Source organism: Neobacillus kokaensis, assembly GCF_014656545.1.
In the GTDB taxonomy this organism is placed as follows: Bacteria; Bacillota; Bacilli; order Bacillales; family Cytobacillaceae; genus Neobacillus; species Neobacillus kokaensis.
On record NZ_BNDS01000001.1, the window covers coordinates 1 to 25,920 of the forward strand.

General features: G+C 38.8%; 27 protein-coding genes. All 27 read left to right on the forward strand.

The annotated features are described in order from the left end of the window. Window positions 1-250 precede the first annotated feature (250 nt). The 27 genes from mraZ to IE222_RS00135 all read left to right on the forward strand — a co-directional run bounded on the left by mraZ (window position 251) and on the right by IE222_RS00135 (window position 25,886). Complete coding sequence (gene mraZ / locus IE222_RS00005; RefSeq protein WP_191268446.1) at window positions 251-682, forward strand: division/cell wall cluster transcriptional repressor MraZ; 432 nt, start codon at window positions 251-253, stop codon at window positions 680-682. A 58-nt stretch (window positions 683-740) separates the two neighbouring features. Then, the gene (gene rsmH, locus IE222_RS00010) at window positions 741-1,673 is read left to right on the forward strand and encodes a 16S rRNA (cytosine(1402)-N(4))-methyltransferase RsmH (protein WP_191268448.1); all 933 of its coding nucleotides are present in this window, start codon (window positions 741-743) and stop codon (window positions 1,671-1,673) included. A 24-nt stretch (window positions 1,674-1,697) separates the two neighbouring features. Next, complete coding sequence (gene ftsL / locus IE222_RS00015; protein ID WP_191268450.1) at window positions 1,698-2,063, forward strand: cell division protein FtsL; 366 nt, start codon at window positions 1,698-1,700, stop codon at window positions 2,061-2,063. Then, the gene (locus IE222_RS00020) at window positions 2,060-4,306 is read left to right on the forward strand and encodes a penicillin-binding protein (protein ID WP_191268452.1); all 2,247 of its coding nucleotides are present in this window, start codon (window positions 2,060-2,062) and stop codon (window positions 4,304-4,306) included. Before ftsL ends, IE222_RS00020 begins: the two co-directional genes overlap by 4 nt. Window positions 4,307-4,414: 108 nt before the next feature. After that, window positions 4,415-6,334: a stage V sporulation protein D gene (locus IE222_RS00025; RefSeq protein WP_191268454.1), complete on the forward strand. Its 1,920-nt coding sequence runs from the start codon at window positions 4,415-4,417 to the stop codon at window positions 6,332-6,334. 173 nt (window positions 6,335-6,507) lie between these two features. Next, window positions 6,508-7,968 carry a UDP-N-acetylmuramoyl-L-alanyl-D-glutamate--2,6-diaminopimelate ligase gene (locus IE222_RS00030; protein WP_191268456.1) on the forward strand — a complete coding sequence of 487 codons (1,461 nt, stop codon included), beginning with the start codon at window positions 6,508-6,510 and terminating at the stop codon, window positions 7,966-7,968. A 2-nt stretch (window positions 7,969-7,970) separates the two neighbouring features. Then, complete coding sequence (locus IE222_RS00035) at window positions 7,971-8,420, forward strand: hypothetical protein (protein WP_191268458.1); 450 nt, start codon at window positions 7,971-7,973, stop codon at window positions 8,418-8,420. Between the two features lies 1 nt (window position 8,421). Further along, entirely contained in the window at window positions 8,422-9,396 is a 975-nt protein-coding gene (gene mraY / locus IE222_RS00040) for a phospho-N-acetylmuramoyl-pentapeptide-transferase (RefSeq protein WP_191268460.1), read from the forward strand. After that, entirely contained in the window at window positions 9,397-10,749 is a 1,353-nt protein-coding gene (gene murD / locus IE222_RS00045) for a UDP-N-acetylmuramoyl-L-alanine--D-glutamate ligase (RefSeq protein ID WP_191268462.1), read from the forward strand. Window positions 10,750-10,878: 129 nt separating this feature from the next. Further along, window positions 10,879-11,943: a stage V sporulation protein E gene (gene spoVE / locus IE222_RS00050; RefSeq protein ID WP_370464998.1), complete on the forward strand. Its 1,065-nt coding sequence runs from the start codon at window positions 10,879-10,881 to the stop codon at window positions 11,941-11,943. Window positions 11,944-12,087: 144 nt separating this feature from the next. After that, window positions 12,088-13,191: an undecaprenyldiphospho-muramoylpentapeptide beta-N-acetylglucosaminyltransferase gene (gene murG / locus IE222_RS00055; RefSeq protein ID WP_191268464.1), complete on the forward strand. Its 1,104-nt coding sequence runs from the start codon at window positions 12,088-12,090 to the stop codon at window positions 13,189-13,191. A gap of 94 nt (window positions 13,192-13,285) precedes the next feature. Beyond that, window positions 13,286-14,194, forward strand: coding sequence for a UDP-N-acetylmuramate dehydrogenase (gene murB / locus IE222_RS00060; protein ID WP_191268466.1), 909 nt, complete (start codon window positions 13,286-13,288; stop codon window positions 14,192-14,194). Between the two features lie 190 nt (window positions 14,195-14,384). Continuing rightward, the gene (locus IE222_RS00065; protein WP_191268468.1) at window positions 14,385-15,158 is read left to right on the forward strand and encodes a cell division protein FtsQ/DivIB; all 774 of its coding nucleotides are present in this window, start codon (window positions 14,385-14,387) and stop codon (window positions 15,156-15,158) included. Window position 15,159: 1 nt separating this feature from the next. Next, window positions 15,160-15,855 carry a DUF881 domain-containing protein gene (locus IE222_RS00070; RefSeq protein ID WP_191268470.1) on the forward strand — a complete coding sequence of 232 codons (696 nt, stop codon included), beginning with the start codon at window positions 15,160-15,162 and terminating at the stop codon, window positions 15,853-15,855. Window positions 15,856-15,861: 6 nt separating this feature from the next. Continuing rightward, complete coding sequence (locus IE222_RS00075; RefSeq protein WP_191268472.1) at window positions 15,862-16,593, forward strand: DUF881 domain-containing protein; 732 nt, start codon at window positions 15,862-15,864, stop codon at window positions 16,591-16,593. Continuing rightward, window positions 16,593-16,955 (forward strand): small basic family protein, encoded by a 363-nt coding sequence (locus tag IE222_RS00080; RefSeq protein WP_191268474.1) that lies wholly within the window; start codon window positions 16,593-16,595, stop codon window positions 16,953-16,955. Before IE222_RS00075 ends, IE222_RS00080 begins: the two co-directional genes overlap by 1 nt. Window positions 16,956-17,078: 123 nt before the next feature. After that, window positions 17,079-18,374, forward strand: a complete 1,296-nt coding sequence (ftsA, locus tag IE222_RS00085; protein ID WP_191268476.1) for a cell division protein FtsA — start codon at window positions 17,079-17,081, stop codon at window positions 18,372-18,374. A 42-nt stretch (window positions 18,375-18,416) separates the two neighbouring features. Next, window positions 18,417-19,556 (forward strand): cell division protein FtsZ, encoded by a 1,140-nt coding sequence (ftsZ, locus tag IE222_RS00090; RefSeq protein ID WP_191268478.1) that lies wholly within the window; start codon window positions 18,417-18,419, stop codon window positions 19,554-19,556. 241 nt (window positions 19,557-19,797) lie between these two features. Further along, complete coding sequence (spoIIGA, locus tag IE222_RS00095; RefSeq protein WP_191268480.1) at window positions 19,798-20,736, forward strand: sigma-E processing peptidase SpoIIGA; 939 nt, start codon at window positions 19,798-19,800, stop codon at window positions 20,734-20,736. 44 nt (window positions 20,737-20,780) lie between these two features. After that, entirely contained in the window at window positions 20,781-21,500 is a 720-nt protein-coding gene (sigE, locus tag IE222_RS00100) for an RNA polymerase sporulation sigma factor SigE (protein WP_191268482.1), read from the forward strand. Window positions 21,501-21,661: 161 nt separating this feature from the next. Beyond that, window positions 21,662-22,441: an RNA polymerase sporulation sigma factor SigG gene (gene sigG, locus IE222_RS00105; protein ID WP_191268484.1), complete on the forward strand. Its 780-nt coding sequence runs from the start codon at window positions 21,662-21,664 to the stop codon at window positions 22,439-22,441. Window positions 22,442-22,529: 88 nt separating this feature from the next. Continuing rightward, entirely contained in the window at window positions 22,530-22,793 is a 264-nt protein-coding gene (locus IE222_RS00110; protein WP_191268486.1) for a YlmC/YmxH family sporulation protein, read from the forward strand. 57 nt (window positions 22,794-22,850) lie between these two features. After that, complete coding sequence (gene pgeF / locus IE222_RS00115) at window positions 22,851-23,678, forward strand: peptidoglycan editing factor PgeF (protein ID WP_191268488.1); 828 nt, start codon at window positions 22,851-22,853, stop codon at window positions 23,676-23,678. After that, a complete protein-coding gene (locus IE222_RS00120; protein WP_191269321.1) occupies window positions 23,678-24,355 on the forward strand; it encodes a YggS family pyridoxal phosphate-dependent enzyme in 678 nt (225 codons plus the stop codon). Before pgeF ends, IE222_RS00120 begins: the two co-directional genes overlap by 1 nt. Before the next feature lie 11 nt (window positions 24,356-24,366). Further along, window positions 24,367-24,816 (forward strand): cell division protein SepF, encoded by a 450-nt coding sequence (locus IE222_RS00125; RefSeq protein WP_191268490.1) that lies wholly within the window; start codon window positions 24,367-24,369, stop codon window positions 24,814-24,816. Between the two features lie 6 nt (window positions 24,817-24,822). Then, window positions 24,823-25,086, forward strand: a complete 264-nt coding sequence (locus IE222_RS00130) for a YggT family protein (protein WP_191268492.1) — start codon at window positions 24,823-24,825, stop codon at window positions 25,084-25,086. Window positions 25,087-25,112: 26 nt separating this feature from the next. Continuing rightward, window positions 25,113-25,886 carry a YlmH family RNA-binding protein gene (locus IE222_RS00135; protein WP_191268494.1) on the forward strand — a complete coding sequence of 258 codons (774 nt, stop codon included), beginning with the start codon at window positions 25,113-25,115 and terminating at the stop codon, window positions 25,884-25,886. The last annotated feature ends 34 nt before the right edge of the window (window positions 25,887-25,920 follow it).

Consider the following 25,920-nt stretch of genomic DNA (forward strand, 5'->3'; position numbering starts at 1 on the left):
AACTTTTAGGGGTCACTTCAAAGCGGTGGGGTTTCTATTTTTTTGCCGATAGGAAAGTATAACTTTCTTATCAGGCATTAGTGCAACTACGCCTCTGTCTTCGCTAAAGGCTCGCCAATCGGCCAGTTTTCTAATAAAAAAATTAATTAGAAAAGAGGGTTTTTGAGAAAAAGGGGCGAATTGTTTAAAAATAGGTGGTGGAAAGTGGGGGATTGTGGTACATTTTTAATAGAAAGTGGGGGTAGTGGGTATGTTCATGGGTGAATACCATCACAGCATTGATAATAAAGGTCGTTTAATTGTGCCCTCCAAATTTCGTGATGATCTTGGCGATATGTTCATTATCACTAGAGGTTTGGATCAATGTTTATTTGGTTACCCATTATCAGAGTGGAAGCTGATCGAAGATAAATTAAAAGCTTTGCCTCTGACGAAAAAAGATGCCCGCGCTTTTACCCGTTTCTTCTTTTCCGGAGCAACAGAGAGTGAACTTGATAAACAGGGAAGGATTAATATCCCAGCACCGCTTTTGCAATATGCAAAGCTTGACAAGGAATGTGTGATTTTGGGTGTTTCCAATCGAATCGAAATCTGGAGCAAACAGATTTGGGAAGACTATTTTTCACAATCTGAAGATTCTTTTGCGGAAATAGCAGAAAATATGATTGGCTTTGATATATAATGGGAAAGTTATATCAATATATTTTCTGTAAGGTTTGATTGGAAAAGGTGGTACGAATATGTTTAAACATACAACTGTATTATTAGACGAAGCTGTTAATGGCTTAAATATTAAGCCGGATGGAATTTACGTGGATTGCACATTAGGAGGGGCAGGTCATAGCTCTTACATTCTTTCAAAGTTATCGGCGGGCGGCAAACTGTTTGCATTTGATCAGGACGAAACAGCTATTGCCCATGCTACTAAGAAACTCGCTGAATATGGCCAAAACTTTGAAATCATTAAAAGTAATTTTCTGCATTTGCGTGAAGAGCTTGAGAATCGCGAGATCTATAAGGTGGATGGAATCTTGTATGATCTTGGGGTGTCTTCTCCTCAATTGGACACACCTGAAAGAGGCTTTAGTTATCATCATGATGCACCGTTAGATATGAGGATGGACACAGATGCGCCTATTTCTGCTTATGACGTAATTAATCATTGGTCTTACGAAGAACTAGTCCGTATCTTTTTCCGCTACGGCGAAGAGAAATTTTCAAAGCAAATTGCCAGAAAAATAGAAACAGCAAGAGAGATAAAACCTATTGAAACAACTGGCGAATTAGTGGAATTAATTAAGGAGGCAATTCCTGCACCCGCTAGAAGGAAGGGCGGACATCCGGCAAAGCGAATTTTTCAAGCAGTGAGAATTGCGGTGAATGATGAATTAGCTGTATTTGAACAATCTCTAAACCAGGCTATTGATTTACTGAACCCTGGTGGAAGAATTTGTGTCATTACTTTTCATTCTTTAGAAGATAGAATCTGTAAAGCAACCTTTAAAAATGCGAGTTCAACTCCAGATTTGCCCCATGGGCTGCCAATTATTCCGGATGAGTACAAGCCTATATTAAAGTTAATTACACGAAAACCAATTCTTCCATCTGATGAAGAACTTGAACAAAACAATCGTGCGAGGTCAGCGAAGCTTCGAATTGGAGAAAAAATATAAAAATATAAACCGGAGGGGAAATGCGTGAGTAATCTTGCCAGGAACATTCAACAACAGCAGCGAGTGGACCAAACAATTAAGGAAGAAAGGCAAATAAAAATAAAAATAAAAAAGTCCTGGCTGACTCCAGGAGAAAAAATTATGAGCGTGGCATTTGCCGGGCTGGTTTGTTTTGGTGCTGTTCACCTTATTTCCAATCAGGCAACCATTTATCAAATGAATAAGGAAATCCAAAACGTTGAAACAAAGATTAGTGAACAGAAAAAGGTTAATGCCGATTTGCAAGTTCAAGTTAAGGATTTAAGCAACTACGAAAGAATTTACAAAGAAGCTAAAAAGATGGGTCTTGAGCTTAATGATAACAACGTCAAGGTAGTGCCTGCACAATGATTAAGAAACAGCCATATATGAATGTGGGAGCAGCGATATTGTTTGTAATATTCGGTCTGCTCTTTTTTGTAGTACTTTTTAGATACCTTTCTATTCAAATCACAGGGGAAGCAGCGGGACAGCCCATTGCTGCCAAAGCTCAGCAAAAATATACCCATCAGAGCGTCATAAAGGCATCAAGAGGTGATATCCTTGACCGCAATGGCGAAATTGTTGCTGAAGATACGGCTGCATACAAATTAGTAGCGATATTGAGCAAAAAGATGACGACTAACCCGAAAAAGCCAAGACATGTCAAAGACCCGGAGATGACAGCCAAGGAACTTTCAAAATTTCTTAACATGGATGAAACGGAGATTTATCGGATTTTAGCCAATGGAATTAAGAAGGAACAGTTCCAAGTAGAATTCGGCAAGGCTGGTAAAGATATCAGTTATGATACAAAAACAAAAATTGAAAATCTACATTTACCGGGAATTACTTTTCAACGTGATTCAAAACGCTTCTATCCTAACGGGGTTTTTGCATCCCATTTAATTGGTTATGCCGATCAGCTTGAACAAAAGAATGAGACTTATAAAACAATAGGTAAAATGGGAATTGAAAAATCGTTCAATAAAGAGCTGACCGGGAAAAATGGAAAGGTGAATTTTGAAAGCGATGTGTGGGGTTATATTCTGCCTGATGATAAACCAAAAATAACCCCGGCCGAGAACGGAAACGATGTATATTTAACCATCGATAAAAAAATTCAAACATTTTTAGAAGATGCTTTGGATAAGGTGAGTAAGGAATATAAACCAAAAAAAATTATAGCGATTGTTGCCGATCCCAAGACAGGCGATATATTAGCAATGGGGCAGCGCCCGACATTCCATCCAAAAACAAAGGAAGGAATTAATGACAGCTGGCATAATGAAGCGATTGAAACGTCTTTTGAACCTGGTTCGACAATGAAAATATTCACACTCGCTGCTGCTGTCCAGGAAGGGGTTTTTAACCCTAATGAAAAATATATGTCCGGCTCTTATCGAGTTACGAATAAGGATAAGGCTATTCATGATCACAATTATTCGGGCTGGGGTAAGATTTCCTATTTGGAAGGTGTACAGCGTTCTTCCAATACAGCATTTGCGAAAATTGCCAAGGAAAAGTTAGGCTTTGATACATTGAGAAAGTATTTAACGAAATTTGGCTTCGATAAACCTACTGGAATTGAGCTTCCGGATGAAACATCCGGAAAAATTGCGTATACATGGCCAATTGAAAAAATAACGACAGCCTATGGTCAAGGAACGGCTATTACACCGATTCAGCAAATTCAGGCTGCAACAGCGATTGCGAATGATGGGAAAATGCTAAAGCCGCATGTGGTGAAAAAAATTGTGAATCATGATACCGGAAAGACCATTGAGGAAACCGTACCGGAGGTTGCAGGTACACCGATTTCTGAAGAAACAGCAAAAAAAGTACGGGATTATTTAGAAACAGTTGTTACTTCGAAAAACGGTACAGGCGGTCGCTATAAAATCGATGGTTACAGTGTTGCCGGGAAAACCGGAACGGCTAATATTCCCGGGCCTGATGGCAGGTATTTAACAGGTGTCAATAATTATATGTTTTCCTTTTTAGGCATGGCACCAAAGGAAAATCCAAAATTGATAGTTTACGTGGCTGTGCAGCAGCCGGAGTTAACAGGATTGGATGCAGGTCAAGGAGCAATCCCAGTCTCTGCAGTTTTTAATCCTGTCATGCAAAACAGTTTGCACTATTTAAATATCCAGCCCTCCAAGCTTGAAAAAACATCGCTTAATAAGTTGGCAGATTATCAAGGAAAGTCAGTGGATGAGACGAAAAAGAGTTTAAAAGCGGAAGGCCTAGATGCTGTTGTAATTGGAAATGGAACAAAAGTAACCGGACAGCTTCCTAAGTCAGGAACGACTGTTTTAGAAGGTGAAAAGGTCATTATTCAAACGAATGGGGATTTAATAGCTCCTGATATGACGAATTGGTCTTTAAGAGATGTGATGAAGATAGCAAATATTGCAGGACTTAAATTAAGTACAAAAGGTAAGGGATATGTTGTTGGACAAAATATCAAACCTGGTGCGCTTCTGACCCAGGGGAATTTTCTAATCGTTAATTTAAAAACACCTGAAGAAAAGTGGACTGAAGAATCGAAGGCTTCCAAGGATGAAAAATCAGCCTCTGATGAAAATACTGAGGTTACTATTCAAGATTAACAATGATCCCGCTGCAACAGCGGGATTTTTTTGATTCTATTGGGAACGTTCTATATGAAAAAGTACAAGCATATAAATGAACGATACTGAAAAGGAGGATCGTTCATAATGCGTGTTTCCAATGTAACTGTCCGAAAACGGTTATTAATTGCTTTAATCACAGGAATTCTTATTTTCTTAATTATTGATGTCCGATTAGGGTATGTACAGTTCTATTTAGGTGATATGCTGACTGCGAGAGCAAAAGATTCATGGAGCAGAAATATACCTTTTGAACCTGAACGAGGGCAAATTGTTGACAGGAATGGAGTACCTCTCGCAACAAACATCAGTGCACCAACTGTTTGGGTGGTGCCAAGACAGGTGAAAGACCCGTCAATGACGGCCGAAAAGTTAGCGTCTATTCTTAATATGTCAAAAGAAAAGGCATATCGGGAAATTACTCAAAAAGAAAGAATCGTTCGGATTAAGGAAGGTAGAAAAATTTCCCATGACAAGGCAAAGGAAATTCGTGCTTTAGGCCTAGATGGGGTATATATTGGGGAAGATTCAAAACGCCATTATCCAAATGGGAGTTATTTGTCACATGTACTAGGTTTCGCTGGCGTGGACAACCAGGGGTTAATGGGCCTTGAAAAATATTATGACAAAGAGCTTAGCGGAGAAAGAGGGTCTGTTAAATTTTACGCAAATGCTAAAGGAGAACGAATGAATGATATGGCCGATGATTATGAACATCCAATCAACGGGCTTGATTTGAAACTAACAATTGATTCGAAAATTCAAACAATTGTTGAAAGGGAACTAGATATTGCGGAAGCAAAGTATAATCCTAATGGTATTATTGCTATAGCAATGAACCCAAATAATGGGGAGATTTTAGCGATGTCCAGCCGCCCGACTTTTGATCCAGCAAAATTTCAAAGTGTCCCGCAAGAAGTATATAACCGGAACCTTCCTGTGTGGATGACCTATGAACCGGGGTCTACCTTTAAAATTATTACTCTTGCTGCGGCTTTAGAGGAAGGAAAAGTTAATCTGGAAAAAGAACACTTCCATGATTCAGGTTCTGTTCAAGTGGCAGGTGCTAGATTAAAATGCTGGAAAAGAGGCGGACATGGGGATCAGTCATTCTTAGAGGTAGTACAAAACTCCTGTAACCCTGGGTTTGTAGAGTTAGGGGAAAGACTTGGAAAGGAAAAGTTGTTTAAATATATTAAGGATTTCGGCTTTGGTCAGAAAACAGGAATTGATTTACAGGGTGAAGGAACAGGTATATTATTTAATATGGATCGGGTTGGCCCGGTTGAGTTGGCGACGACTGCGTTTGGACAAGGTGTTTCGGTAACGCCGATCCAACAAGTATCTGCAGTTGCTGCAGCAGTAAATGGGGGAACATTATATCAGCCATTTATTGCAAAGGAATTAATTGACCCACTAACAAAAGAAGTGGTTATGAGAAATACTCCGGTTGAAAAAAGGAAAGTAATTTCCGAAAAAACATCAAAAGAAATTCGCCACGCTCTTGAAAGTGTTGTCGCTCAAGGTACCGGGGGAAATGCGTTTGTTGATTCATATCGTGTCGGCGGTAAAACTGGGACAGCACAAAAAGCCAAGGGTGGAAGGTATTTAGAAAATGACTTTATTGTTTCTTTTATTGGATTCGCTCCTGCGGATGATCCACAAATCATTGTTTATGTAGCCGTAGATAACCCAAAAGGAGTAAGGGCATTTGGCGGTACAATCAGCGCCCCTATTGTCGGCAATATTATGAAGGATGGCTTGAATGCAATGGAAGTGAAGCCTAGAAAAGAGCAAATTGATAAAAAAATAAAGTGGCCGGATACTCCGTTAATCAAACTGCCGGATTTTGTTGGCTTATCGAAAAATGAGCTTCAACAGCAGCTAGTTAATTTAAGAATTGATGCTAGCGGGGAAGGTGATGTTGTTGTAAGCCAATCTCCTGAGGCAGGAACAAAAGTAAAAGAAGGATCAAAAATCAGGCTTTACTTCGGCAAGGGCGATTAATTAGACATGGAAAAGGGCTGGCGTAATGAATATTAGCCTCCCTTTTTTCATATAAACTTGTTGAACAAATAGCAAAAAAATTTATTTTCATGTAAAATAAGATGGAACTTTCGTCAGGAGGGACTGTATCTCTTGACAAAGACATGTAAGGTCACGAGAGGATTTGAGAATAAATGAAACTGCAACAGCTGCTTACGTTTTTGCATCCGTTAATCCCGTTCAAAGGAGAAAACCCGGAAATAACTTCGATTGAAAACGATAATCGAAAGGTGCAAAACGGAAGCTTGTTTATTTGTATTAAAGGGTATACGGTCGATGGCCATGAATTTGCGGCATCTGCTGTCCAAAATGGTGCTGTCGCAATACTTGCCGAAAGACCGCTTAAATTTGACGTTCAGGTTATTGTAGTGAAGGATACCGCGAGAGCGATGGCAGTCCTGGCAGATGCCTTTTACGGACACCCAACACAACAGCTGCGCTTAATAGGCATTACTGGAACAAATGGAAAAACGACAACGAGTCACTTAATTGAAAAAATCTTTGCCGACCGCGGTCAAAAAACGGGCCTTATTGGGACAATGTATACGAAGATTGCCGATAAAAGGATTGAAACGAAAAATACAACTCCAGAAAGTTTGACATTGCAAAAAACTTTTCACCAAATGGTTAAAGAGGGTGTTGAAACTTCTGTTATGGAGGTATCTTCGCATGCCCTGGATTTAGGCAGAGTTCATGGCTGCGATTATGATGTAGCTGTGTTTACTAATTTGACCCAGGATCATCTTGATTATCATAAAACAATGGAGGAATATAAGCGGGCCAAGAGCTTATTGTTCGCCCAGCTAGGAAACTCTTTTCATAGTGAACGGCCGAAATTTGCCATTTTAAATGCTGATGATGCTGCATCTGAAATATTTAAAAGATCAACAGCCGCGCATGTATATACATACGGAATTGACCAAAAGGCAGATATTCAGGCAGCCAATATTCAGATGACTTCTTCTGGAACCCGTTTTGATCTTGTAATTGGTCAGGAAAAATACCCGGTTCAGCTGCAGCTGCTTGGCAAGTTTAGTGTTTATAATGTATTAGCAGCTATCTCGGCAAGCCTTGTTTCGGGGATTTCAATACAAGAGGCCATAATCTCAATCGAACAGGTTAATGGGGTAGCAGGAAGGTTTGAGATTGTAAATGCTGGTCAGGATTTCACTGTCATCGTGGATTATGCTCATACGCCAGATAGTCTTGAAAATGTCTTAAAAACAATTCAACATTTTGCTAAGAAAAGGGTGTTCGTTGTTGTCGGCTGTGGAGGTGACAGAGACAGAACCAAGCGTCCGTTAATGGCCCAAATTGCCTGCTGTAATGCTACAAATCCAATTTTCACTTCCGATAATCCAAGAAGTGAAGACCCTATGGCAATCCTGAAGGAGATGGAAGCAGGGGTACAAGGTAAGGAATATTTAGTTATCGAAGATCGCAGAGAAGCAATTAAGCAGGCTATAAACCAGGCTAAAACAGGTGATGTTGTATTAATTGCTGGGAAAGGCCATGAAACTTATCAACAGATTGGTAACGTCATTCATGATTTTGATGACCGGCTTGTCGCAAGGGAAGCGATTGAGGAGAGATAAACATGTATTTGACGTCTAACGATTTAGCCATCTTATTTCCTGAGAAGCAAGGAATTGAGGATTATATTTTATTCCATACAGTTTCTGACCAGGCAAATGTTTTACAAAGCAAAGGATTGTTTATCCCGCTTAATAATCAGGAGGATAAACTGATAGAGGCTATAGCAAATGGAGCGGTAGCAGCTATTTGGGAGGAGGGGAAAAGTCTTCCTCCCTATACGCCAAATCATTTTCCGGTCTTTTTTACGTTGGATTTAGCGGAAGCGGTGAAACAGCTGCTGCAGTTATATTTAGATTATTTAAATGGAGAAAAAAATCACAATATGGATATTACTAACTTTAAATTTTCAAATAAAAAACTTCTTAATAAAAATAATGAAACATATGATATTGCAGTAATGGTAAATCAAATCGCAGATTCAAAAAGAAACAATTCAGAAAGGAGGGGGTAAAATGCTGGAGCAAGTTATTTTTTTTCCTATAATTATGGCATTTCTTATTTCGGTATTACTTTCACCAGTATTTATTCCCTTCTTGCGTAGGTTGAAATTTGGACAAAGCATTCGTGAAGAGGGGCCAAAATCACATCAGAAAAAATCGGGAACCCCTACAATGGGCGGCATTATGATTTTATTTTCGATTGTGATTACAACGATTGTCATGACCGGGAAATTTTCAGAACCGACGGTCAAAACGTATTTGCTATTGCTTGTTACACTAGGATTTGGATTGCTTGGCTTTTTAGATGATTTTATTAAAGTGGTTATGAAACGAAACTTGGGTCTCACATCTAAACAAAAGCTTTTAGGACAAATTATTATTTCCATTATATTTTATTTAGTTTATAAACAAAAAGGATACTCTACAGACATCAATATTCCTTTTACGGACTCAAGCATTGATTTGGGTTGGTTTTTCGTATTTTTCATCATTTTTTGGCTGGTTGGATTTTCTAATGCTGTCAATTTGACAGATGGCCTTGACGGCCTGGTGTCAGGCACTGCAGCTATTGCATTTGGGGCATTTGCTGTCCTTGCTTGGAGCCAATCGCAAATGGAAATTGCCATTTTTTCTGTGGCGGTTGTTGGCGCTGTCCTAGGATTTTTAGTATTCAACGCACACCCTGCCAAGGTGTTTATGGGAGATACTGGGTCACTGGCTCTTGGAGGGGCAATTGCAACGATTGCCATTTTAACCAAGCTGGAATTGCTGCTTATTATAATTGGCGGTGTATTTGTTATTGAGACATTATCCGTGATCCTTCAGGTCGCATCGTTTAAAACAACAGGCAGGCGGATTTTCCGTATGAGCCCGTTGCATCATCATTATGAACTGATTGGCTGGTCAGAATGGAGAGTCGTTGTGACTTTTTGGAGTGTTGGATTAATTCTTGCTATTTTAGGAATCTATATCGAGGTGTGGTTGTAATTGAAGCAGATAAAGACTTATCATCATAAAAAAATTCTCGTATTAGGTTTAGCCAAAAGCGGTGTAACGGCTGCTTCCCTATTACATAAGCTTGGTGCTTTTGTTACAGTTAATGACAAAAAGCCTTTTTCTGAAAATCCCGAGGCACAAGGACTCTTGGAACAAGGGATTAAAGTTATATGTGGTGAACACCCGATTGAGCTTTTAGACGAAGGTTTCGAACTGATTGTCAAAAATCCCGGCATTCCATATGAAAATCCATTGATCCAAAGTGCCATTGAAAAGGGGATACCTGTAATCACAGAAGTGGAACTTGCTTACCAAATATCTGAGGCTCCTTTTATCGGTATAACCGGTACAAATGGAAAAACGACGACAACAACACTGGTTTATGAAATGATGAAGGCCGGTAATAAAAGGCCGTTAATTGCCGGAAACATCGGCACGGTTGCTTCTGGTGTGGCGGAAAAGGCTGCAATGGAGGATACCATTGTTATTGAATTATCTTCCTTCCAGCTAATGGGGATTAAAACCTTTAATCCTAAAATTGCGATTGTCACAAATATTTATGATGCCCATCTTGATTACCATGGCAGCAAAGAGGATTATATTGCTGCGAAAGCGAATATTACTAAAAATCAGACAGAAGATGAATTTTTGATTATAAATGCAGACCAAGCGGAAACAATGGACATTGCCCGTCATTCCAACGCTAGAATTGTTCCGTTCTCAACGAAAAAGGTATTGAAGGAAGGTGCCTGCATTCAAGATGGATGGATTTGCTTTGATAATGAAAAGGTGATGCCAATTGCAGACATTGCCCTGCCGGGGACTCATAATCTGGAAAATATTTTATCAGCTGTTGCGGCAGTAAAGCTTTCCGGTGTAGATAATAGTTCTATTCATGAAGTGCTAACGTCTTTTACTGGTGTAAGGCACCGTCTGCAATTCGTTGCAGAATTAGATGGAAGGAAATTCTATAATGATTCAAAAGCAACTAATATCTTAGCAACAATTAAAGCCCTTAATGCCTTTCAATCTCCAGTTATCTTGTTGGCGGGAGGTTTGGATCGGGGAAATGAATTTGATGAACTTATTCCCTTTTTGAAAAATGTAAAAACTATGATTACTTTTGGGCAGACTGCACCTAAGCTTGAACGGATTGGCCAATTAGCGGGAATAAATGTGATTAAGCGTGTCGATAATGTTGACAAGGCCGTACCTGCTGCATTCGCTAATTCAAATCCAGGTGACGTTATTTTGTTATCTCCTGCTTGTGCAAGCTGGGATCAATATAAAACTTTTGAAGTCCGAGGAGACATTTTTATCGATGCGGTGCATAAGCTTAAATAGAGGCTTGTACCACGAGAAGCGAAAGCGCTGGAGCTAGACATCTTAGATTGGCATAGTGTGGAGCCCGAAAACTTGTTAGTTGAGGTGTATAGTGTGCCGACAAAGAGAACGACTCCCGACTTTATTTTAATGATTGTAACATTCACACTGCTCGCAGTAGGACTTATTATGGTGTATAGTGCTAGCGCAATTTGGGCGGAATATAAATTTCACGATTCTTTCTTTTTTGCCAAAAGGCAGACGCTTTTTGCGGTAGTGGGAGTAGCTGCGATGTTTTTTATCATGAACATCAATTACTTGAACTGGAGAACATGGGCGAAAACAATCTTAATCGTTTGTTTTGTTTTATTAATTCTTGTGCTCATCCCTGGGATAGGGAATGTTCGAAATGGTTCACGAAGCTGGATTGGTGTTGGTGCTTTTTCGATTCAGCCTTCTGAATTTATGAAGCTTGCAATGATTGCTTTTCTTGCCAAATTTCTTTCGGAACGGCAAAAGCTGATTACTTCCTTTAAGAAAGGACTTGTACCTTCTCTAGGGCTTGCATTTGTGGCTTTTGCAATGATTATGCTGCAGCCAGATTTGGGTACTGGTACGGTAATGATGGGAACATGCGTTGTCATGATTTTCATCGCTGGTGCAAGGGTAAGCCATTTTGTTTTCTTGGGATTATTAGGCGTTGCCGGTTTTGTTGGACTTATTGCATCCGCTCCATATCGAATCAAACGGATTACATCGTTCCTTGATCCTTGGTCCGACCCGCTTGGGAGCGGCTTCCAAATCATTCAATCACTTTATGCGATTGGACCCGGAGGTCTATTCGGGCTGGGGCTTGGGGAGAGCAGACAAAAGTTCTTTTATCTGCCGGAACCGCAAACGGATTTTATCTTTGCGATACTTTCGGAAGAGTTAGGTTTTATCGGCGGTTCATTTATTATTCTTTTATTCGCTCTGCTTTTATGGAGAGGGATTCGCATTGCATTAGGAGCACCCGATTTATATGGGAGCTTCCTTGCAGTTGGTATTATTGCAATGGTGGCCATTCAGGTTATGATTAATATTGGTGTTGTCACTGGTCTAATGCCGGTTACCGGGATTACTCTGCCATTCTTAAGTTATGGGGGGTCTTCCTTAACGTTAATGCTTATGGCAATCGGTGTTCTCTTGAATATTAGCCGCTATTCCAGATATTGAAGAATACCCTGTTATTTGCAGGGTTCTTTTTTATTTTGTGTATACGAATATTTCATTACATTTCCATAACATTATTTTTTCATAGGCTTTTTTTCCTTTGTTTTTATAGTAGAATGTGTTTAGCAAGTTTTTAGGAGTGAGAAAATGAAGATAGCAGTAAGCGGCGGTGGTACAGGTGGACATATTTATCCTGCACTTGCCATGATTAGAGAAATTCAAAAAGTAAATAAAAATGCTGAGTTTCTATACATAGGTACCCAAAATGGACTAGAAAGCAAACTTGTACCACGTGAAAATATTCCTTTTAAGTCAATTCATATAACTGGTTTTAGAAGAAAACTTTCCTTTGAAAATTTCAAAACAATAATTCGTTTTCTTAAAGGAGTAAAAGACAGCAAGAAATATTTAAAGGAATTCGCTCCTGACGTTGTAATCGGGACTGGCGGTTATGTGTGCGGGCCTGTTGTATATGCAGCAGCCAAGCTTGGTATTCCGACAATCATTCATGAACAAAATAGCGTCCCTGGGCTTACAAATAAATTCCTTAGCCGCTATGTAAACAAGATTGCCATTTGCTTTGATGAAGCTAAGGAATTCTTCCCAGCAGAAAAAACAGTTTTCACTGGAAATCCCCGCGCCTCTGAGGTTTTAGGCAAAGATGGGATTAAAGGACGGCTTTCTGCAGGTCTTAGCACTACAAAACCAGCAGTATTAATCTTTGGAGGCAGCCGGGGAGCCAGACCGATTAATGAAGCGGTGGTAAAAGCGTTTCCTGAATTTTCGGCTAAGCCATACCAAGTTCTTTATGTAACCGGCGATGTTCATTATGAGGATGTAAAAAAGGAAGCCGAACTTGTCGGGAATCCGGATAATGTTGTAATTAAGCCTTTTATTCATAATATGCCGGAGGTTCTCGCCGGCATGGATTTAGTAGTATCGAGGGCAGGTGCAACAACACTTGCTGAGCTGACTTCACTTGGAATTCCCAGCATTTTAATTCCAAGCCCTTATGTAACGAATAATCACCAAGAAAAAAATGCTCGGGCCCTTAGTGATCACGGTGCAGCTGAGCTGCTGTTAGAAAAAGATTTAACCAGCAGTACACTAATAGGACATATTGACCAAATTATGTTAAATAAACAAACAATTGAAGAAATGAAGCTGAAATCTAAGAAAATGGGTGTTCCTGATTCCGCATCAAGGCTTTATAAAGTAATGGAACAGCTGATAAAGGAAAATCATAAGTAGCCCAATTTCAGTTCTTGCATAAATTAAAATAATACGGATGTTAGAAAAGGGCGTAAGACGCCATAAGTATTGTAGGAAAGTAAGGGTGATATCTATGGATGAAATTATAAAGGAGTTACAAGCTTTAAATGTCGGATATCTAAAGCGTAATGAACCGCTTGCGAATCATACGACGATTAAAATTGGCGGTCCGGCTGATTTGTTTATTGAACCATCATCAGTTGAAAGCTTAAAAAAGGTAATGACTGTTATTGAAACACATCATTTAAATTGGCGGGCGATTGGCAGAGGATCAAATCTATTAGTTTCGGACAATGGGATAGAAGGTACGGTCATAAAACTTGGGCAAGGTTTAGACCATTTAGAGATTAGCGGTACTGAGATTAAAGTAGGCGGAGGCCACTCACTAGTTAGTTTGTCTACGTTAATCAGCCGGAAAGGCCTGTCAGGGCTAGAATTTGCCAGCGGCATTCCGGGATCAGTCGGCGGAGCTGTTTATATGAATGCTGGGGCGCACGGTTCAGATATTAGTAACATCTTAACTAAAGCCCATATATTATTTGATGATGGATCAATGGAATGGCTTACAAATGAAGAAATGGAGTTCTCATACAGGACATCGATTTTGCAAAAAAAACGCCCAGGTATCGTAGTTGAGGCAGTGTTTCAATTGAAAGAGGGTGAACGCTCCGAAATAGTAGCTTTGATGCAAAAGAATAAAGATTATCGTAAAGTTACGCAGCCATGGAATTTCCCATGTGCCGGAAGTATTTTCCGTAATCCTTTACCAAATTATGCTGGAAAGTTAATTGAGGCAGCTGGCTTAAAGGGCTACAAAATTGGCGGTGCTGAAATTTCTCAAATGCATGGGAATTTCATCGTTAATGCAGGTAATGCCACTGCCGGGGATGTGCTTGCGCTTATCCAGCATGTTAAAGATACAATTTACAGTTTATATCAAATAAAAATGGAAACAGAGGTTGAAATTATTGGCAGGAGGTAAGAAGAAATAGACACAAAAGTTACAATTTTTGTGTTATAATAGCTGATAATATTATAGGACAAATTCCTGAGAAAATGCATGACGGCATGATTCATCGTGCCGGTGTTTTCTCTTTTTTACTCTTATCTAAAGATGGACAAACTTGTTTAGTAGATTTATCGTGTACCACTTGTAAGGTGGAGGATTTTAAATGGAAAACGGGAAAATAGTTGCTCTAGAAGACCGCATACCAAAGTTAAAAGAACAAAGGCGTCGGAAAGCGAACAGACGGCTGGTAATGCTGTTATTATTGTTTTTTACCATGATTGTTATCATTGCCTACACACAATCACCTTTAAGCCGTGTCAAGTCGATCATAGTTAACGGAAATGAGGTTTATTCCGACAAGGAAATTATTCGGAAAAGCACGATAACGAATAATTCTAATATTTGGAAAGTTGATCAGGCGGAGGTTGCTGCGCGTTTAAGAAAGCTGTCCGAAGTAAAAGGTGCAGAGGTGAAGATTCACTGGCCGAACACAATCGAGATTAAGGTGAAAGAATTTAAAAGAATTGCTTATCTCAAACAAGAACAAGATTATTTTCCTGTAATGGACAATGGCAAGGTTTTAAAAAACAAAAAATCTAAAATCATTCCGGTTAATTCTCCGATTCTTTTAGAATTTAAAGAAGGGGCAGCCCTTATCGAAATGATAAAAAGCCTAGAAACTCTTCCAAAGGAAATTGTTAATTCAGTTTCCGAAATCCATTATACTCCAACAAAAACTGATCCTTATCATATTTCCTTATTTATGAATGATGGCTTTGAGGTTAGTGCAACTTTAAGGAGTTTTTCGCAAAAGATGGCACACTATCCTTCAATCAAAAGCCAATTAGATTCCGATAAAAAAGGAATTATCGACCTAGAAGTTGGCTCCTATTTTAAGGCATTTGAAACAGAATCGGAGGAAAAAGAGGTTGAATAGGATGAGGGTTAAGGGTAACCACGTTATTTTGTCCCTAGTCAGCCTTGTTCTTGGGTTTATTATTGCGTTTTCCTATCATTTAACACAAATTGAGAACGAAAAACCAAAGATGACGGATGTTCAATATAAACAAACCTTGGCACTTAGAAATCAATTGATCGATCAAGAAGAAAGAAATCGAAAGCTTCAATCAGAGTTAAAAGAAAAGCAAGAGAAGGTTCAAAAAAATGAAAAAGAACTTGCTAAAGAGGCGCAAATTTTTTCGAATTTTGCAGAGGATACCGAAAAATACCGATTGTTTATGGGGAAAGTGAAGGTTAAGGGAAAAGGAGTAAAGGTTACACTTTCAGATGGGGCTTATAATCCAAGGGAGGATAATGTGAATAACTATCTAGTTCATGAACATCACGTCTTTAAGGTGATTAATGAACTGTACATATCGGGAGCTGCCGCCGTAGCTATTAATGGTGCCAGGCTGACTAGTCATTCATACATTGTATGTAATGGGCCGGTTATAACAGTTGATGGAGTCCCATACCCTGCGCCATTTATCATTACAGCAATTGGAGATCCGGATGTTCTCTCCTCTTCTTTAAACCTAACAGGCGGGGTGAAGGATCAACTGGTTAATGATAATATTATTTTTAAATTGGAGAAAGCAGATAATATTATTTTAGATCCAATTTTAGGTGGTTAATCTATAGTGGATAAGAAAAAGGTGGATATAAGTTTTACATTCATTGCAGCGATAATTGGATTTATGATTGCAGTTCAATTCCAGTCGATTCAAAAACCGAACGAGCGCGACACCCGGGATATTTGGCAGCTTCGAGAAGCCTTATTAAAAGAAAAAGAAATCCAAAGTAACTTATTAAAGCAAATACGATTAACGGAAGAGAAACTAGCTGCCTATGAATCTAAACGAAAACAAAGTAAGGAGCAGGCATTGCGGGATACTTTGGAAGAATTGAAGAGTGAGGCGGGATTAACGGAAATAACAGGCCCAGGGATTTCATTGCTGATTGAGCCGGTTATTGAGGACATTAAGATAGGCGATTACCAGACAAATGTTGTTTCACCTGAACTGCTTCAAAGATTATTAAATGAATTGAATATGTATGAAGCAAGAAATATAGCTATTGATGGTCAAAGAATTATTAATACTACCGTCATTAGAGACATAAATTCAGAAACAAAAATTGACGGACACACCATAAAGAATCTGCCGGTAGAAGTAAAAGTATTAGTTTCTGATCAAAGTACTGCTGAAAAGTTATATAACCGAATGAAGGTTTCAAAAGCAAGAGATGAATTTTTTATAGAAAGCCTGCGGTTAACTATTGGCAAGCCTGAATCAAACATTACCATTCCTGCTTATAGTAATCCTATTCGGATCCGGTACATGGAGCCTGCAGAAGAAGGAGGGGGTTCCTAATGTGGCTTCCATTTATAGGGTTGATTATTGGAATCATCCTCGGTTTGTTAACAGAAATTCGAATTCCAGAAGAATATTCCAATTACTTGTCCATCGCTGTACTTGCGGCTTTTGATACATTATTTGGCGGAATCAGGGCATATTTACAAAATATATATGATGAAAAAGTCTTTGTTTCAGGTTTCTTTTTTAATATAATACTAGCTGCAAGTTTAGCTTTTCTCGGTGTACATCTTGGTGTAGACTTGTATTTAGCAGCAGTATTTGCTTTTGGAGTCAGGCTGTTTCAAAATATTGCCGTAATACGGCGAATATTATTAACAAAATGGTCAACAAACAAAGAAAAATTAGAAAAAAGATGAAAATTTTTAAAGGGAATCATTCAGTTGTGACGAATAATTTTATAAGATATGTATATAAAAACTTAAATTTAACAAAAGAAATTGTTGTTCGACTGAAAGGAAATCTTAAGGAGGTGCCAAAGAATGAACAGCAATGAAATATATGTTAGTCTTGACATCGGTACATCCAGTGTAAAGGTAATCATTGGTGAAATGGTCAATGACTCAGGAAAAGGCTCTTTAAATATAATTGGTGTTGGAAATGTAAAATCAGAAGGTTTACGAAAAGGATCAATCGTCGATATGGACGACACCGTTCATTCAATTAAACGAGCAATCGAACAGGCGGAAAGAATGGTGGGCTTAGAGATTAATGAAGTAGTAGTTGGGATTCCCGGCCACAGTATTATGCTCCAGCCATGTCATGGGATTGTTGCTGTTTCTGGACAAAATCGCGAAATAACCAACGAAGATGTGACTCGGGTAATTGAAGCAGCATATGCTGGCTCAATCCCCCCGGAAAGAGTGAATATGGGGGTTATCCAAAGGCAATTTATACTGGATGGAAAGGATGAAATTAACGATCCTCGGGGAATGATTGGTGTTCGTTTAGAGATGGATGGGACACTGGTTACTGGCTCAAATTCCATTCTAGCTAATATCATTCGTTGTGTTGAGCGGGCTGGTCTTAATTTTTCGGATATTATTCTTCAACCGCTGGCGGCGGGAGATTATGCACTATCAAGGGATGAGAAAAATCTTGGTGTTGCTCTTATCGATATTGGCGGCGGCTCCACGACAATAGCCGTTTTTGAAGAAGGATATTTAAAAGCTGCAAGTGTAATTCCAGTAGGCGGAGATATGCTAACAAATGATCTTTCAAAGGTATTGCACACTTCTACTGAGGATGCGGAAAATATTAAGGTAAAATATGGACATGCTTTCTATGATCATGCCTCTGAAGATGAGTTTTTCAGTGTTCCGATTATTGGAAGTGATCAGCATCAACAATTTAATCAACTTTATGTCTCGGAAATTATTGAAGCAAGAATGGAAGAAGTTTTTGAACTAGTTGCTAAAGAATTAAAACGTTTAGGTGTAAACGAACTGCCTGGCGGGTTCGTTTTAACAGGCGGGACTGCAAATATGCAGGGTGTGCTGGAGCTCGCTCAGGATATGTTTAAAAATCCGGTCCGAATTGCCAGACCAGACTATATCGGTGTAAGAGAACCTCTATATACAACCGCGGTTGGTTTAATTAAATATGCATACAAGAATGCTAGATTACCAGGCAGCACTGCTAGTTCACAAGGTGCTGTTTCTGAACCGGCCGAAAAGAAATTACCAAAACAACAACAGCCAAAAGCTAAAGTAGAAAAACATCCGGAAGAAAAGATGTCATCAAAAGTAAAAAAATTCCTTGGTTACTTTTTCGAATAGGGTTAACGAAAAAGGAATATCGACGAATTAGGAGGATTTTTCATGTTGGAATTTGATACAAATTTAGATTCTCTTGCAACGATAAAAGTAATCGGAGTAGGCGGCGGCGGTAATAACGCGGTTAACCGTATGATTGAGCATGGTGTACAAGGTGTAGAATTTATCGCTGTAAATACTGATGCTCAAGCGTTAAATCTTTCTAAAGCTGAAGTAAGAATGCAAATAGGCGCAAAGATTACACGCGGTCTAGGCGCAGGTGCAAACCCAGAAGTTGGGAAGAAGGCAGCAGAAGAGAGCAAGGAGCAGCTTGAAGAGGCATTACGCGGTGCTGATATGGTATTCGTCACTGCTGGTATGGGCGGCGGTACAGGAACAGGGGCTGCACCAGTAATTGCTCAGATAGCTCGAAACCTTGGCGCATTAACTGTTGGGGTGGTTACACGTCCATTCACATTTGAAGGCAAGAAACGAGCAAATCAAGCTTCCGGCGGCATTGGCGCAATGAAAGAAGCGGTGGACACTTTAATTGTGATTCCTAATGACCGTCTCCTTGAAATTGTTGATAAAAGCACACCGATGCTTGAAGCGTTCCGCGAAGCGGACAATGTACTTCGTCAAGGGGTTCAAGGGATTTCTGATTTAATTGCTGTTCCTGGTTTAATTAATTTAGACTTTGCCGATGTTAAAACAATAATGTCTAATAAAGGGTCTGCGTTAATGGGGATTGGTATGGCAACTGGTGAAAACCGTGCGGCTGAAGCTGCGAAAAAAGCCATTAGTTCTCCATTGCTTGAAACCTCAATTGACGGAGCACAGGGTGTTTTGATGAATATTTCCGGCGGTGCGAATTTAAGTCTATATGAAGTTCAGGAAGCTGCTGATATTGTCGCTTCTGCATCTGATCAGGAAGTAAACATGATCTTCGGTTCTGTCATCAACGAGCATCTAAAGGATGAAATTATTGTAACGGTAATTGCTACAGGCTTTAATGAAGAAGTTATACAGCCAAAAGCAGCACGCCCAACTTTTGGACAAGCAAAGCCGCAAGTTACTAGTACTGTAAAGAGGGAACAAAAACGCGAAGAGGTACCACAGGAACCGGTTCGAAATAACAGCAATTCCCTCCAAGAAGAAACATTGGATATTCCAACCTTCTTACGAAATAGAAATCGTAAAAGATAAATTTAAAGTAAGCGTAAAAAGGCATAATCTCTATGTGAGATTATGCCTTTTCTGTTTTTATAATTAATTTGACAAATTCCGTTGGTAATAGTGGAAATTTTCGCTGTTTTGATTACAGAAAGTGACACACTTCAAGCATGCAAGTAGGTTATACTTTTCCATAAACAGAATAGTAGAAATGCGGATGGATAGTAGAAGAATGGGCAGCCCTTGTTGGGAGGTAAATAAAGGGGGAAGCTTAGTGATTGTTTATTTAGATGTAATCTGGATGCTAAATTTTTTATTTGATAGCCTCCTTCTTTATTTAACAGCTATTTTTCTAAAAAGAAAAATCCGGTTTTGGAGGTTAGCAGCAGGAGGTTTTACAGGGTCTTTAATTATTTTATTATCTTTTACCCCATTAAATGTCTATTCTAACCATCCCATTGCTAAATTGTTTTGTTCCTTCATGATGGTATTGGTTACATTTGGGTACAAACGCTTGTCATTTTTTATGAAAGCATTATTTACATTATATGTCTCGACGTTTTTAATTGGCGGAGCATTAATTGGTGCCCACTATTTTTCTCAATATGATGCTAAGCTTTCAGAGCAGCTTTTGCTTTCAAGTGTGAAGGGGCTTGGTGATCCAATTAGCTGGATGTTTGTTCTAATAGGCTTCCCGATCGCCTGGCATTTTTCAAGAAAGAATATCGAGAGCATGGAAATGACAAAAATTCAATATGAACAAATCGTCAAAGTGCAAGTGGAAATCGAGGATGAAACCTTTACATTTAAGGGGCTTATTGATAGTGGTAATCAGCTATATGACCCATTATCAAGGCTCCCTGTTATGTTTGTTTCAGTGAGAAATAAACTGGAGATATTTCCGCTTCCAATAAGAAAAATAGCAGTTGAGCCTGAATCCATCTTAATGGGAAGCGATGAGTTACCTGGTGAGTGGCAAGGCAGATTGAGGATTGTTCCCTACAGTGTGGTTGGACAAGAGCATTCGCTTATAGCGGCCCTTAGACCTGATAATATTTTGATTGAACATAATGGTGATCGATATATATGCCCAAAGGGTCTTATATCATTTACAATGCAGCAGCTTTCAAAAGATGATGCATTTGAATGTATTGTTCATCCGAAAATGATGACAGGTCCAAAATCTCAAGGAGAGAATGAGAAAGTGAGTTAATAATACTATACTCGAGAGTTCATAATTTAGAAGGGGGAGCACAAATGATTAAGTGGAAAATTCGCTTATCCTACTATTGGTATAAAATTTTAATGAAATTGGGTCTTAAAACAGATGAAGTCTTTTACATAGGTGGAAGCGAAGCATTGCCGCCTCCTTTAAGCAAAGATGAAGAGGAAGTATTATTAAAAAAGCTGCCAGCTGGTGATAAAGCGGCTAGATCAATTTTAATAGAACGAAATCTTCGTTTAGTCGTGTACATTGCCCGTAAATTTGAAAATACCGGTATTAATATTGAGGATCTTATCAGTATTGGAACAATTGGATTAATTAAGGCTGTCAATACATTTAATCCAGAAAAGAAAATCAAACTTGCTACATATGCATCAAGATGTATTGAAAATGAAATTCTGATGTATTTGCGAAGAAATAATAAAATAAGATCAGAGGTTTCCTTTGATGAACCATTAAACATTGATTGGGACGGGAATGAATTATTGTTATCCGATGTTTTAGGGACAGACGATGATATTATTACAAAGGATCTTGAGGCAAATGTAGACCGAAAATTATTATCAAAGGCTTTGCATCAGTTAACTGACCGGGAAAAGCAAATCATGGAACTGCGATTTGGTCTAACCAATGGTGAAGAAAAAACACAAAAAGATGTTGCTGATATGCTTGGAATTTCCCAATCCTATATATCGAGACTGGAAAAAAGAATCATCAAAAGACTGCGGAAGGAATTTAACAAAATGGTCTAAAAAAGAAAAAATTTTCCTCTGCTAAAAACCTTTAGAATTCACGATTTAAGAGCAATTTCTGATGAATATGCACCTGTTCATACGAATGGACAGGTGCATATTTTTTATTCCTACGGAGATACTGTTTTTTGTACAGCAGCTCCTGTAAGGAGGGAACAGAATTGACTCGAAATAAAGTTGAAATTTGCGGTGTAGACACATCAAAACTTCCAGTTTTAAAAAACGAAGAAATGAGAATACTCTTCAAGCAAATGCAAGAGGGCGATTTTACTGCTCGCGAAAAGCTTGTCAACGGCAACTTACGCCTTGTATTAAGCGTGATTCAGAGGTTTAATAACCGAGGCGAATATGTTGATGATCTATTTCAGGTTGGCTGTATCGGACTGATGAAATCAATTGATAATTTTGATTTAGGTCAGAATGTAAAGTTTTCGACTTATGCCGTACCAATGATAATTGGTGAAATACGGCGCTACTTACGTGATAATAATCCGATCCGCGTTTCCCGCAGCCTGCGGGATATTGCCTACAAGGCCCTTCAGGTAAGGGAACGATTAATGAGTGAAACATCAAGGGAACCAACAGCAGAGGAAATAGCCAAGGTTTTAGAGGTGCCGCATGAAGAAATTGTCTTTGCCTTAGATGCGATTCAAGATCCCGTGTCTCTTTTTGAGCCGATTTACAATGATGGCGGCGATCCTATTTATGTTATGGATCAATTAAGTGATGAGAGAAATAAAGATATTAATTGGATTGAGGAAATCGCATTAAAAGAAGGTATGCGAAGATTAAATGAGCGAGAAAAATTAATTTTGCGGAAAAGGTTCTTTCAAGGTAAAACACAAATGGAAGTGGCTGATGAAATTGGCATTTCTCAGGCACAGGTTTCCCGCTTAGAAAAAGCGGCAATTAGACAAATGAATAAAAACATTCAAAGCTAAAGCTGCCATTTGGGCAGCTTTTTTCATTGATATAATCTTAAATTCAAACATATATTTAGTTATAGTATGGGAAGCGGGAGTGATGAGAGTGGTGAAAATTTCGGATTTTCAAATAAAGGATGTCGTAAATGTATCAGATGGCAAGCGGCTTGGTAATATTGGCGATATTGAAATAAACCTATCAACGGGGAAAATTGAAGCTGTTGTGATTTCCGGGAACGGAAGAGTTCTCGGTTTTTTCGGAAAAGAAGAAGAAATCGTCATCCCATGGAAAAATATCATTAAAATTGGCCAAGATGTGATTTTGGTAAGATATAAAGGATTTGAAGAAAAATTATCTGATGAGGGATAGTATGCACGATTTTTCTTTTCATGGTAAACTATAGAAAAAACAAAAGAGGTATATGTAATGGAACCCTTTGTTAGGAAAGATGAATCCTATTTGACAATCGAAAGCTGGATGAAGCAATTTCCTGGGCTTGTTGCCGGAATTACAACCAAAATCGGCGGTGTAAGCAAAGGGGATTTTGAAACGCTTAATCTAGGATTTCATGTTGATGATGAAGTTAACCATGTATATTTAAATAGAGAAAAAGTCGCGGACCTGCTTAATTTTCCATTGGATCAATGGGTTGGTGCTGAGCAAATTCATGATATTGGCTTGAAAAGAGTAGAAAAAAAGGATTGTGGGAAAGGTTCAGTTTCCTATGAACAATCCTTTAAAGGTACGGATGGTTTTTATACAAATGAAGAGGGGATTTTGTTAACACTTGTTTTCGCAGACTGTGTGCCGCTTTTTTTTATTGCTCCGAATGCCAAGATGATAGGGGCGGCACATGCCGGCTGGAAAGGAACAGTGTCCCAAATCTCCAAGAAGATGGTTGCCGCATTTGGAACTGATGGTATCAATCCAAAAGATATTCATGTAGTCATTGGTCCCTCTATTTGCGAAAAATGTTATATTGTAGATAATCGTGTCGTCAAATTAGTAGAAAATATACTAGAAGATGTCGATAGAAAGCCATATAATTTAATTAGTGACGGCCAATTTTCATTAGACTTGCGGCAGTTAAACCGGCTTATTCTTCTAAAAGCGGGTATCCCGGACGAGCAAATTTCAATGTCCAATCTATGTACTAGCTGCGACCAGGAGTTGTTTTTTTCCCATCGCCGTGATCAAGGCAAAACAGGAAGAATGCTAAGTTTTATTGGTTGGAAGGAGATATCAAATCATTGATGAAAGTAGCAGCAAAACTTGAAGATATTAAAGAGCAAATTAATCAAGCATGTGGGAAGGCAAATCGAGAACCTAATGAGGTAAGATTAATTGCCGTGACGAAATATGTAAGTATAGAAAGAGCTAATGAGGCACTAGAGGCCGGGATAACAGATTTAGGTGAAAATCGGGATGAGGGACTTTTAAATAAGTGGGAGGTTCTCGGGGACAAGCCTGTCTGGCATTATATTGGTACCCTTCAGACGCGAAAGGTAAAGAAGATCATTGATAAGGTGGAGTATATTCATTCATTAGATCGGCTTTCCTTGGCAGAGGAAATTAATAAAAGAGCTAACCGAAAAATAAAATGTCTTGTTCAGGTAAATGTATCCGCAGAAGAATCTAAGCATGGATTACCGCCTGAAGAAGTGATTCCATTTATTCAATCACTCCGTACATTTAAGAATATATGTGTTGAAGGGTTAATGACAATGGCACCATTTATAAATGATGAACTTGTTCTAAGGGAGTGTTTCCGTAAGCTTCGGAAGCTTCGTGAGCAAGTTCAAGCGCTAAATCTGGATTTTGCTCCATGTACAGAACTTTCGATGGGAATGTCCAACGATTTTGCAATCGCAATAGAAGAGGGTGCCACAATGGTCAGAATTGGTACAGCACTTGTAGGTGAAGATGAGTAGGGGTGAAAAGGATGACGATTAAATCAAAATTAAAAACATTTTTCTTTTTAGAAGATCAATATGATGACAGTAAAGATTTGGAAGAAAGTGTCGAAGTAAAAAAGCAGCCGATACAATCTGTTAGGGCTCAAAATGTTGTTAGCCTCCAAAGTGTACAAAAATCTACAACTGTGCAAAAAGCTTCAAAAGTTATTCTCGTAGAACCAGGGACCTATGCAGAAGCAACAGATATTGCTGATCACTTAAAGAACCGCCGGGCAGTGGTGGTTAATTTACAGCGCATTGACCATGAACAAGGGCGGCAAATTATCGACTTTTTAAGCGGTGTCGTGTATACGCTTGGCGGGGACATGCAAAAGATTGGTATGAGCATTTTTTTATGTACACCAGATAATGTTGAGGTGTCTGGAAATATTTCTGATTTATTTCCAGAACAAGATATCCATAAAGTGAGGTGGTAGTACAAAATGTATTTCGTTATTAGTTTATTACAGCAGATCATTCAAATTTATTCATGGGCATTGATTATTTATATCCTCATGTCATGGTTTCCTAATGCTCGTGAGACGTCAATCGGCAGGTTTTTAGCAAGAATTTGCGAGCCGTATTTGGAACCATTTAGAAAGATTATTCCGTCCATCGGGATGATTGACATTTCACCAATCGTAGCGTTCCTGGTATTAAATTTTGCTCAAAGAGGCTTATACAGCGTCTATCACATGCTTGGTTAATAAATTCATTTAGGTTGTGTGTCAATATGAACATCTATCAACATTTTCGGCCAGAGGAAAGAGAGTATATTGATCAGGTATTGGACTGGAAGGAAAATGTCGAACTGCATTATACCTCAAGGTTAACTGATTTTCTTGATCCCCGGGAGCAGCATATTTTAAAAACGATTGTTGGTGAAAATGGAGATATTAAATATTCCTTGTTTGGCGGCACCAATGACGGTGAAAGAAAAAGGGCATTTTTATATCCAGATTACTTAACACCAAACGAAGATGATTTTCAAATATCTTTATTTGAAATCCATTACCCAAAAAAATTTGTTACAATAGAACATCGGCAGGTTTTAGGGACGCTCATGTCACTTGGGGTAAAACGCGGAAAATTTGGCGATATTCTCATAAACGACGATCAAATACAATTTTTTACCGCTCAAGAAATTAGTGATTATATTAAAAACAATATTGAGGCAATTGGCCGTGCGGGTATTAAGCTTGTTGAGAAGCCGCTCAATTATGCCTTGGCACCAAAGGAACTATGGGGAGAAATGGATGTAACAGTATCTTCTTTGCGTTTGGATACTGTTATATCCAGTGTTTTTCATGTTTCACGGCAGAAATCACTCACGTTTATTCAACAGGGGGCTGTAAAAGTCAATTGGACTGCGATTGAAAATCCTTCGTTCCATTGTGATGAAGGGGACTTAATTTCCGTTCGCGGCCATGGAAGAATGAAAATACTTCAGATTGAAGGAAAAACCAAAAAAGAAAAATGGCGAATCGTTGTTGGAAGGCAAAAATAAATTCGAATTTTTTTGAAGGATTTTCGAAAACCTT

Excerpts from the sequence above, each read along its gene's own strand:
- mraZ (WP_191268446.1), top strand. The coding sequence starts at position 251 with ATGTTCATGGGTGAATACCATCACAGCATTGATAATAAAGGTCGTTTA.
- rsmH (WP_191268448.1), top strand. The coding sequence starts at position 741 with ATGTTTAAACATACAACTGTATTATTAGACGAAGCTGTTAATGGCTTA.
- IE222_RS00020 (WP_191268452.1), top strand. The coding sequence starts at position 2,060 with ATGATTAAGAAACAGCCATATATGAATGTGGGAGCAGCGATATTGTTT.
- IE222_RS00025 (WP_191268454.1), top strand. The coding sequence starts at position 4,415 with ATGCGTGTTTCCAATGTAACTGTCCGAAAACGGTTATTAATTGCTTTA.
- IE222_RS00030 (WP_191268456.1), top strand. The coding sequence starts at position 6,508 with ATGAAACTGCAACAGCTGCTTACGTTTTTGCATCCGTTAATCCCGTTC.
- IE222_RS00035 (WP_191268458.1), top strand. The coding sequence starts at position 7,971 with ATGTATTTGACGTCTAACGATTTAGCCATCTTATTTCCTGAGAAGCAA.
- mraY (WP_191268460.1), top strand. The coding sequence starts at position 8,422 with ATGCTGGAGCAAGTTATTTTTTTTCCTATAATTATGGCATTTCTTATT.
- spoVE (WP_370464998.1), top strand. The coding sequence starts at position 10,879 with ATGATTGTAACATTCACACTGCTCGCAGTAGGACTTATTATGGTGTAT.
- murG (WP_191268464.1), top strand. The coding sequence starts at position 12,088 with ATGAAGATAGCAGTAAGCGGCGGTGGTACAGGTGGACATATTTATCCT.
- murB (WP_191268466.1), top strand. The coding sequence starts at position 13,286 with ATGGATGAAATTATAAAGGAGTTACAAGCTTTAAATGTCGGATATCTA.
- IE222_RS00065 (WP_191268468.1), top strand. The coding sequence starts at position 14,385 with ATGGAAAACGGGAAAATAGTTGCTCTAGAAGACCGCATACCAAAGTTA.
- IE222_RS00070 (WP_191268470.1), top strand. The coding sequence starts at position 15,160 with ATGAGGGTTAAGGGTAACCACGTTATTTTGTCCCTAGTCAGCCTTGTT.
- IE222_RS00080 (WP_191268474.1), top strand. The coding sequence starts at position 16,593 with ATGTGGCTTCCATTTATAGGGTTGATTATTGGAATCATCCTCGGTTTG.
- ftsA (WP_191268476.1), top strand. The coding sequence starts at position 17,079 with ATGAACAGCAATGAAATATATGTTAGTCTTGACATCGGTACATCCAGT.
- ftsZ (WP_191268478.1), top strand. The coding sequence starts at position 18,417 with ATGTTGGAATTTGATACAAATTTAGATTCTCTTGCAACGATAAAAGTA.
- sigE (WP_191268482.1), top strand. The coding sequence starts at position 20,781 with ATGATTAAGTGGAAAATTCGCTTATCCTACTATTGGTATAAAATTTTA.
- pgeF (WP_191268488.1), top strand. The coding sequence starts at position 22,851 with ATGGAACCCTTTGTTAGGAAAGATGAATCCTATTTGACAATCGAAAGC.
- IE222_RS00120 (WP_191269321.1), top strand. The coding sequence starts at position 23,678 with ATGAAAGTAGCAGCAAAACTTGAAGATATTAAAGAGCAAATTAATCAA.
- IE222_RS00125 (WP_191268490.1), top strand. The coding sequence starts at position 24,367 with ATGACGATTAAATCAAAATTAAAAACATTTTTCTTTTTAGAAGATCAA.
- IE222_RS00130 (WP_191268492.1), top strand. The coding sequence starts at position 24,823 with ATGTATTTCGTTATTAGTTTATTACAGCAGATCATTCAAATTTATTCA.
- IE222_RS00135 (WP_191268494.1), top strand. The coding sequence starts at position 25,113 with ATGAACATCTATCAACATTTTCGGCCAGAGGAAAGAGAGTATATTGAT.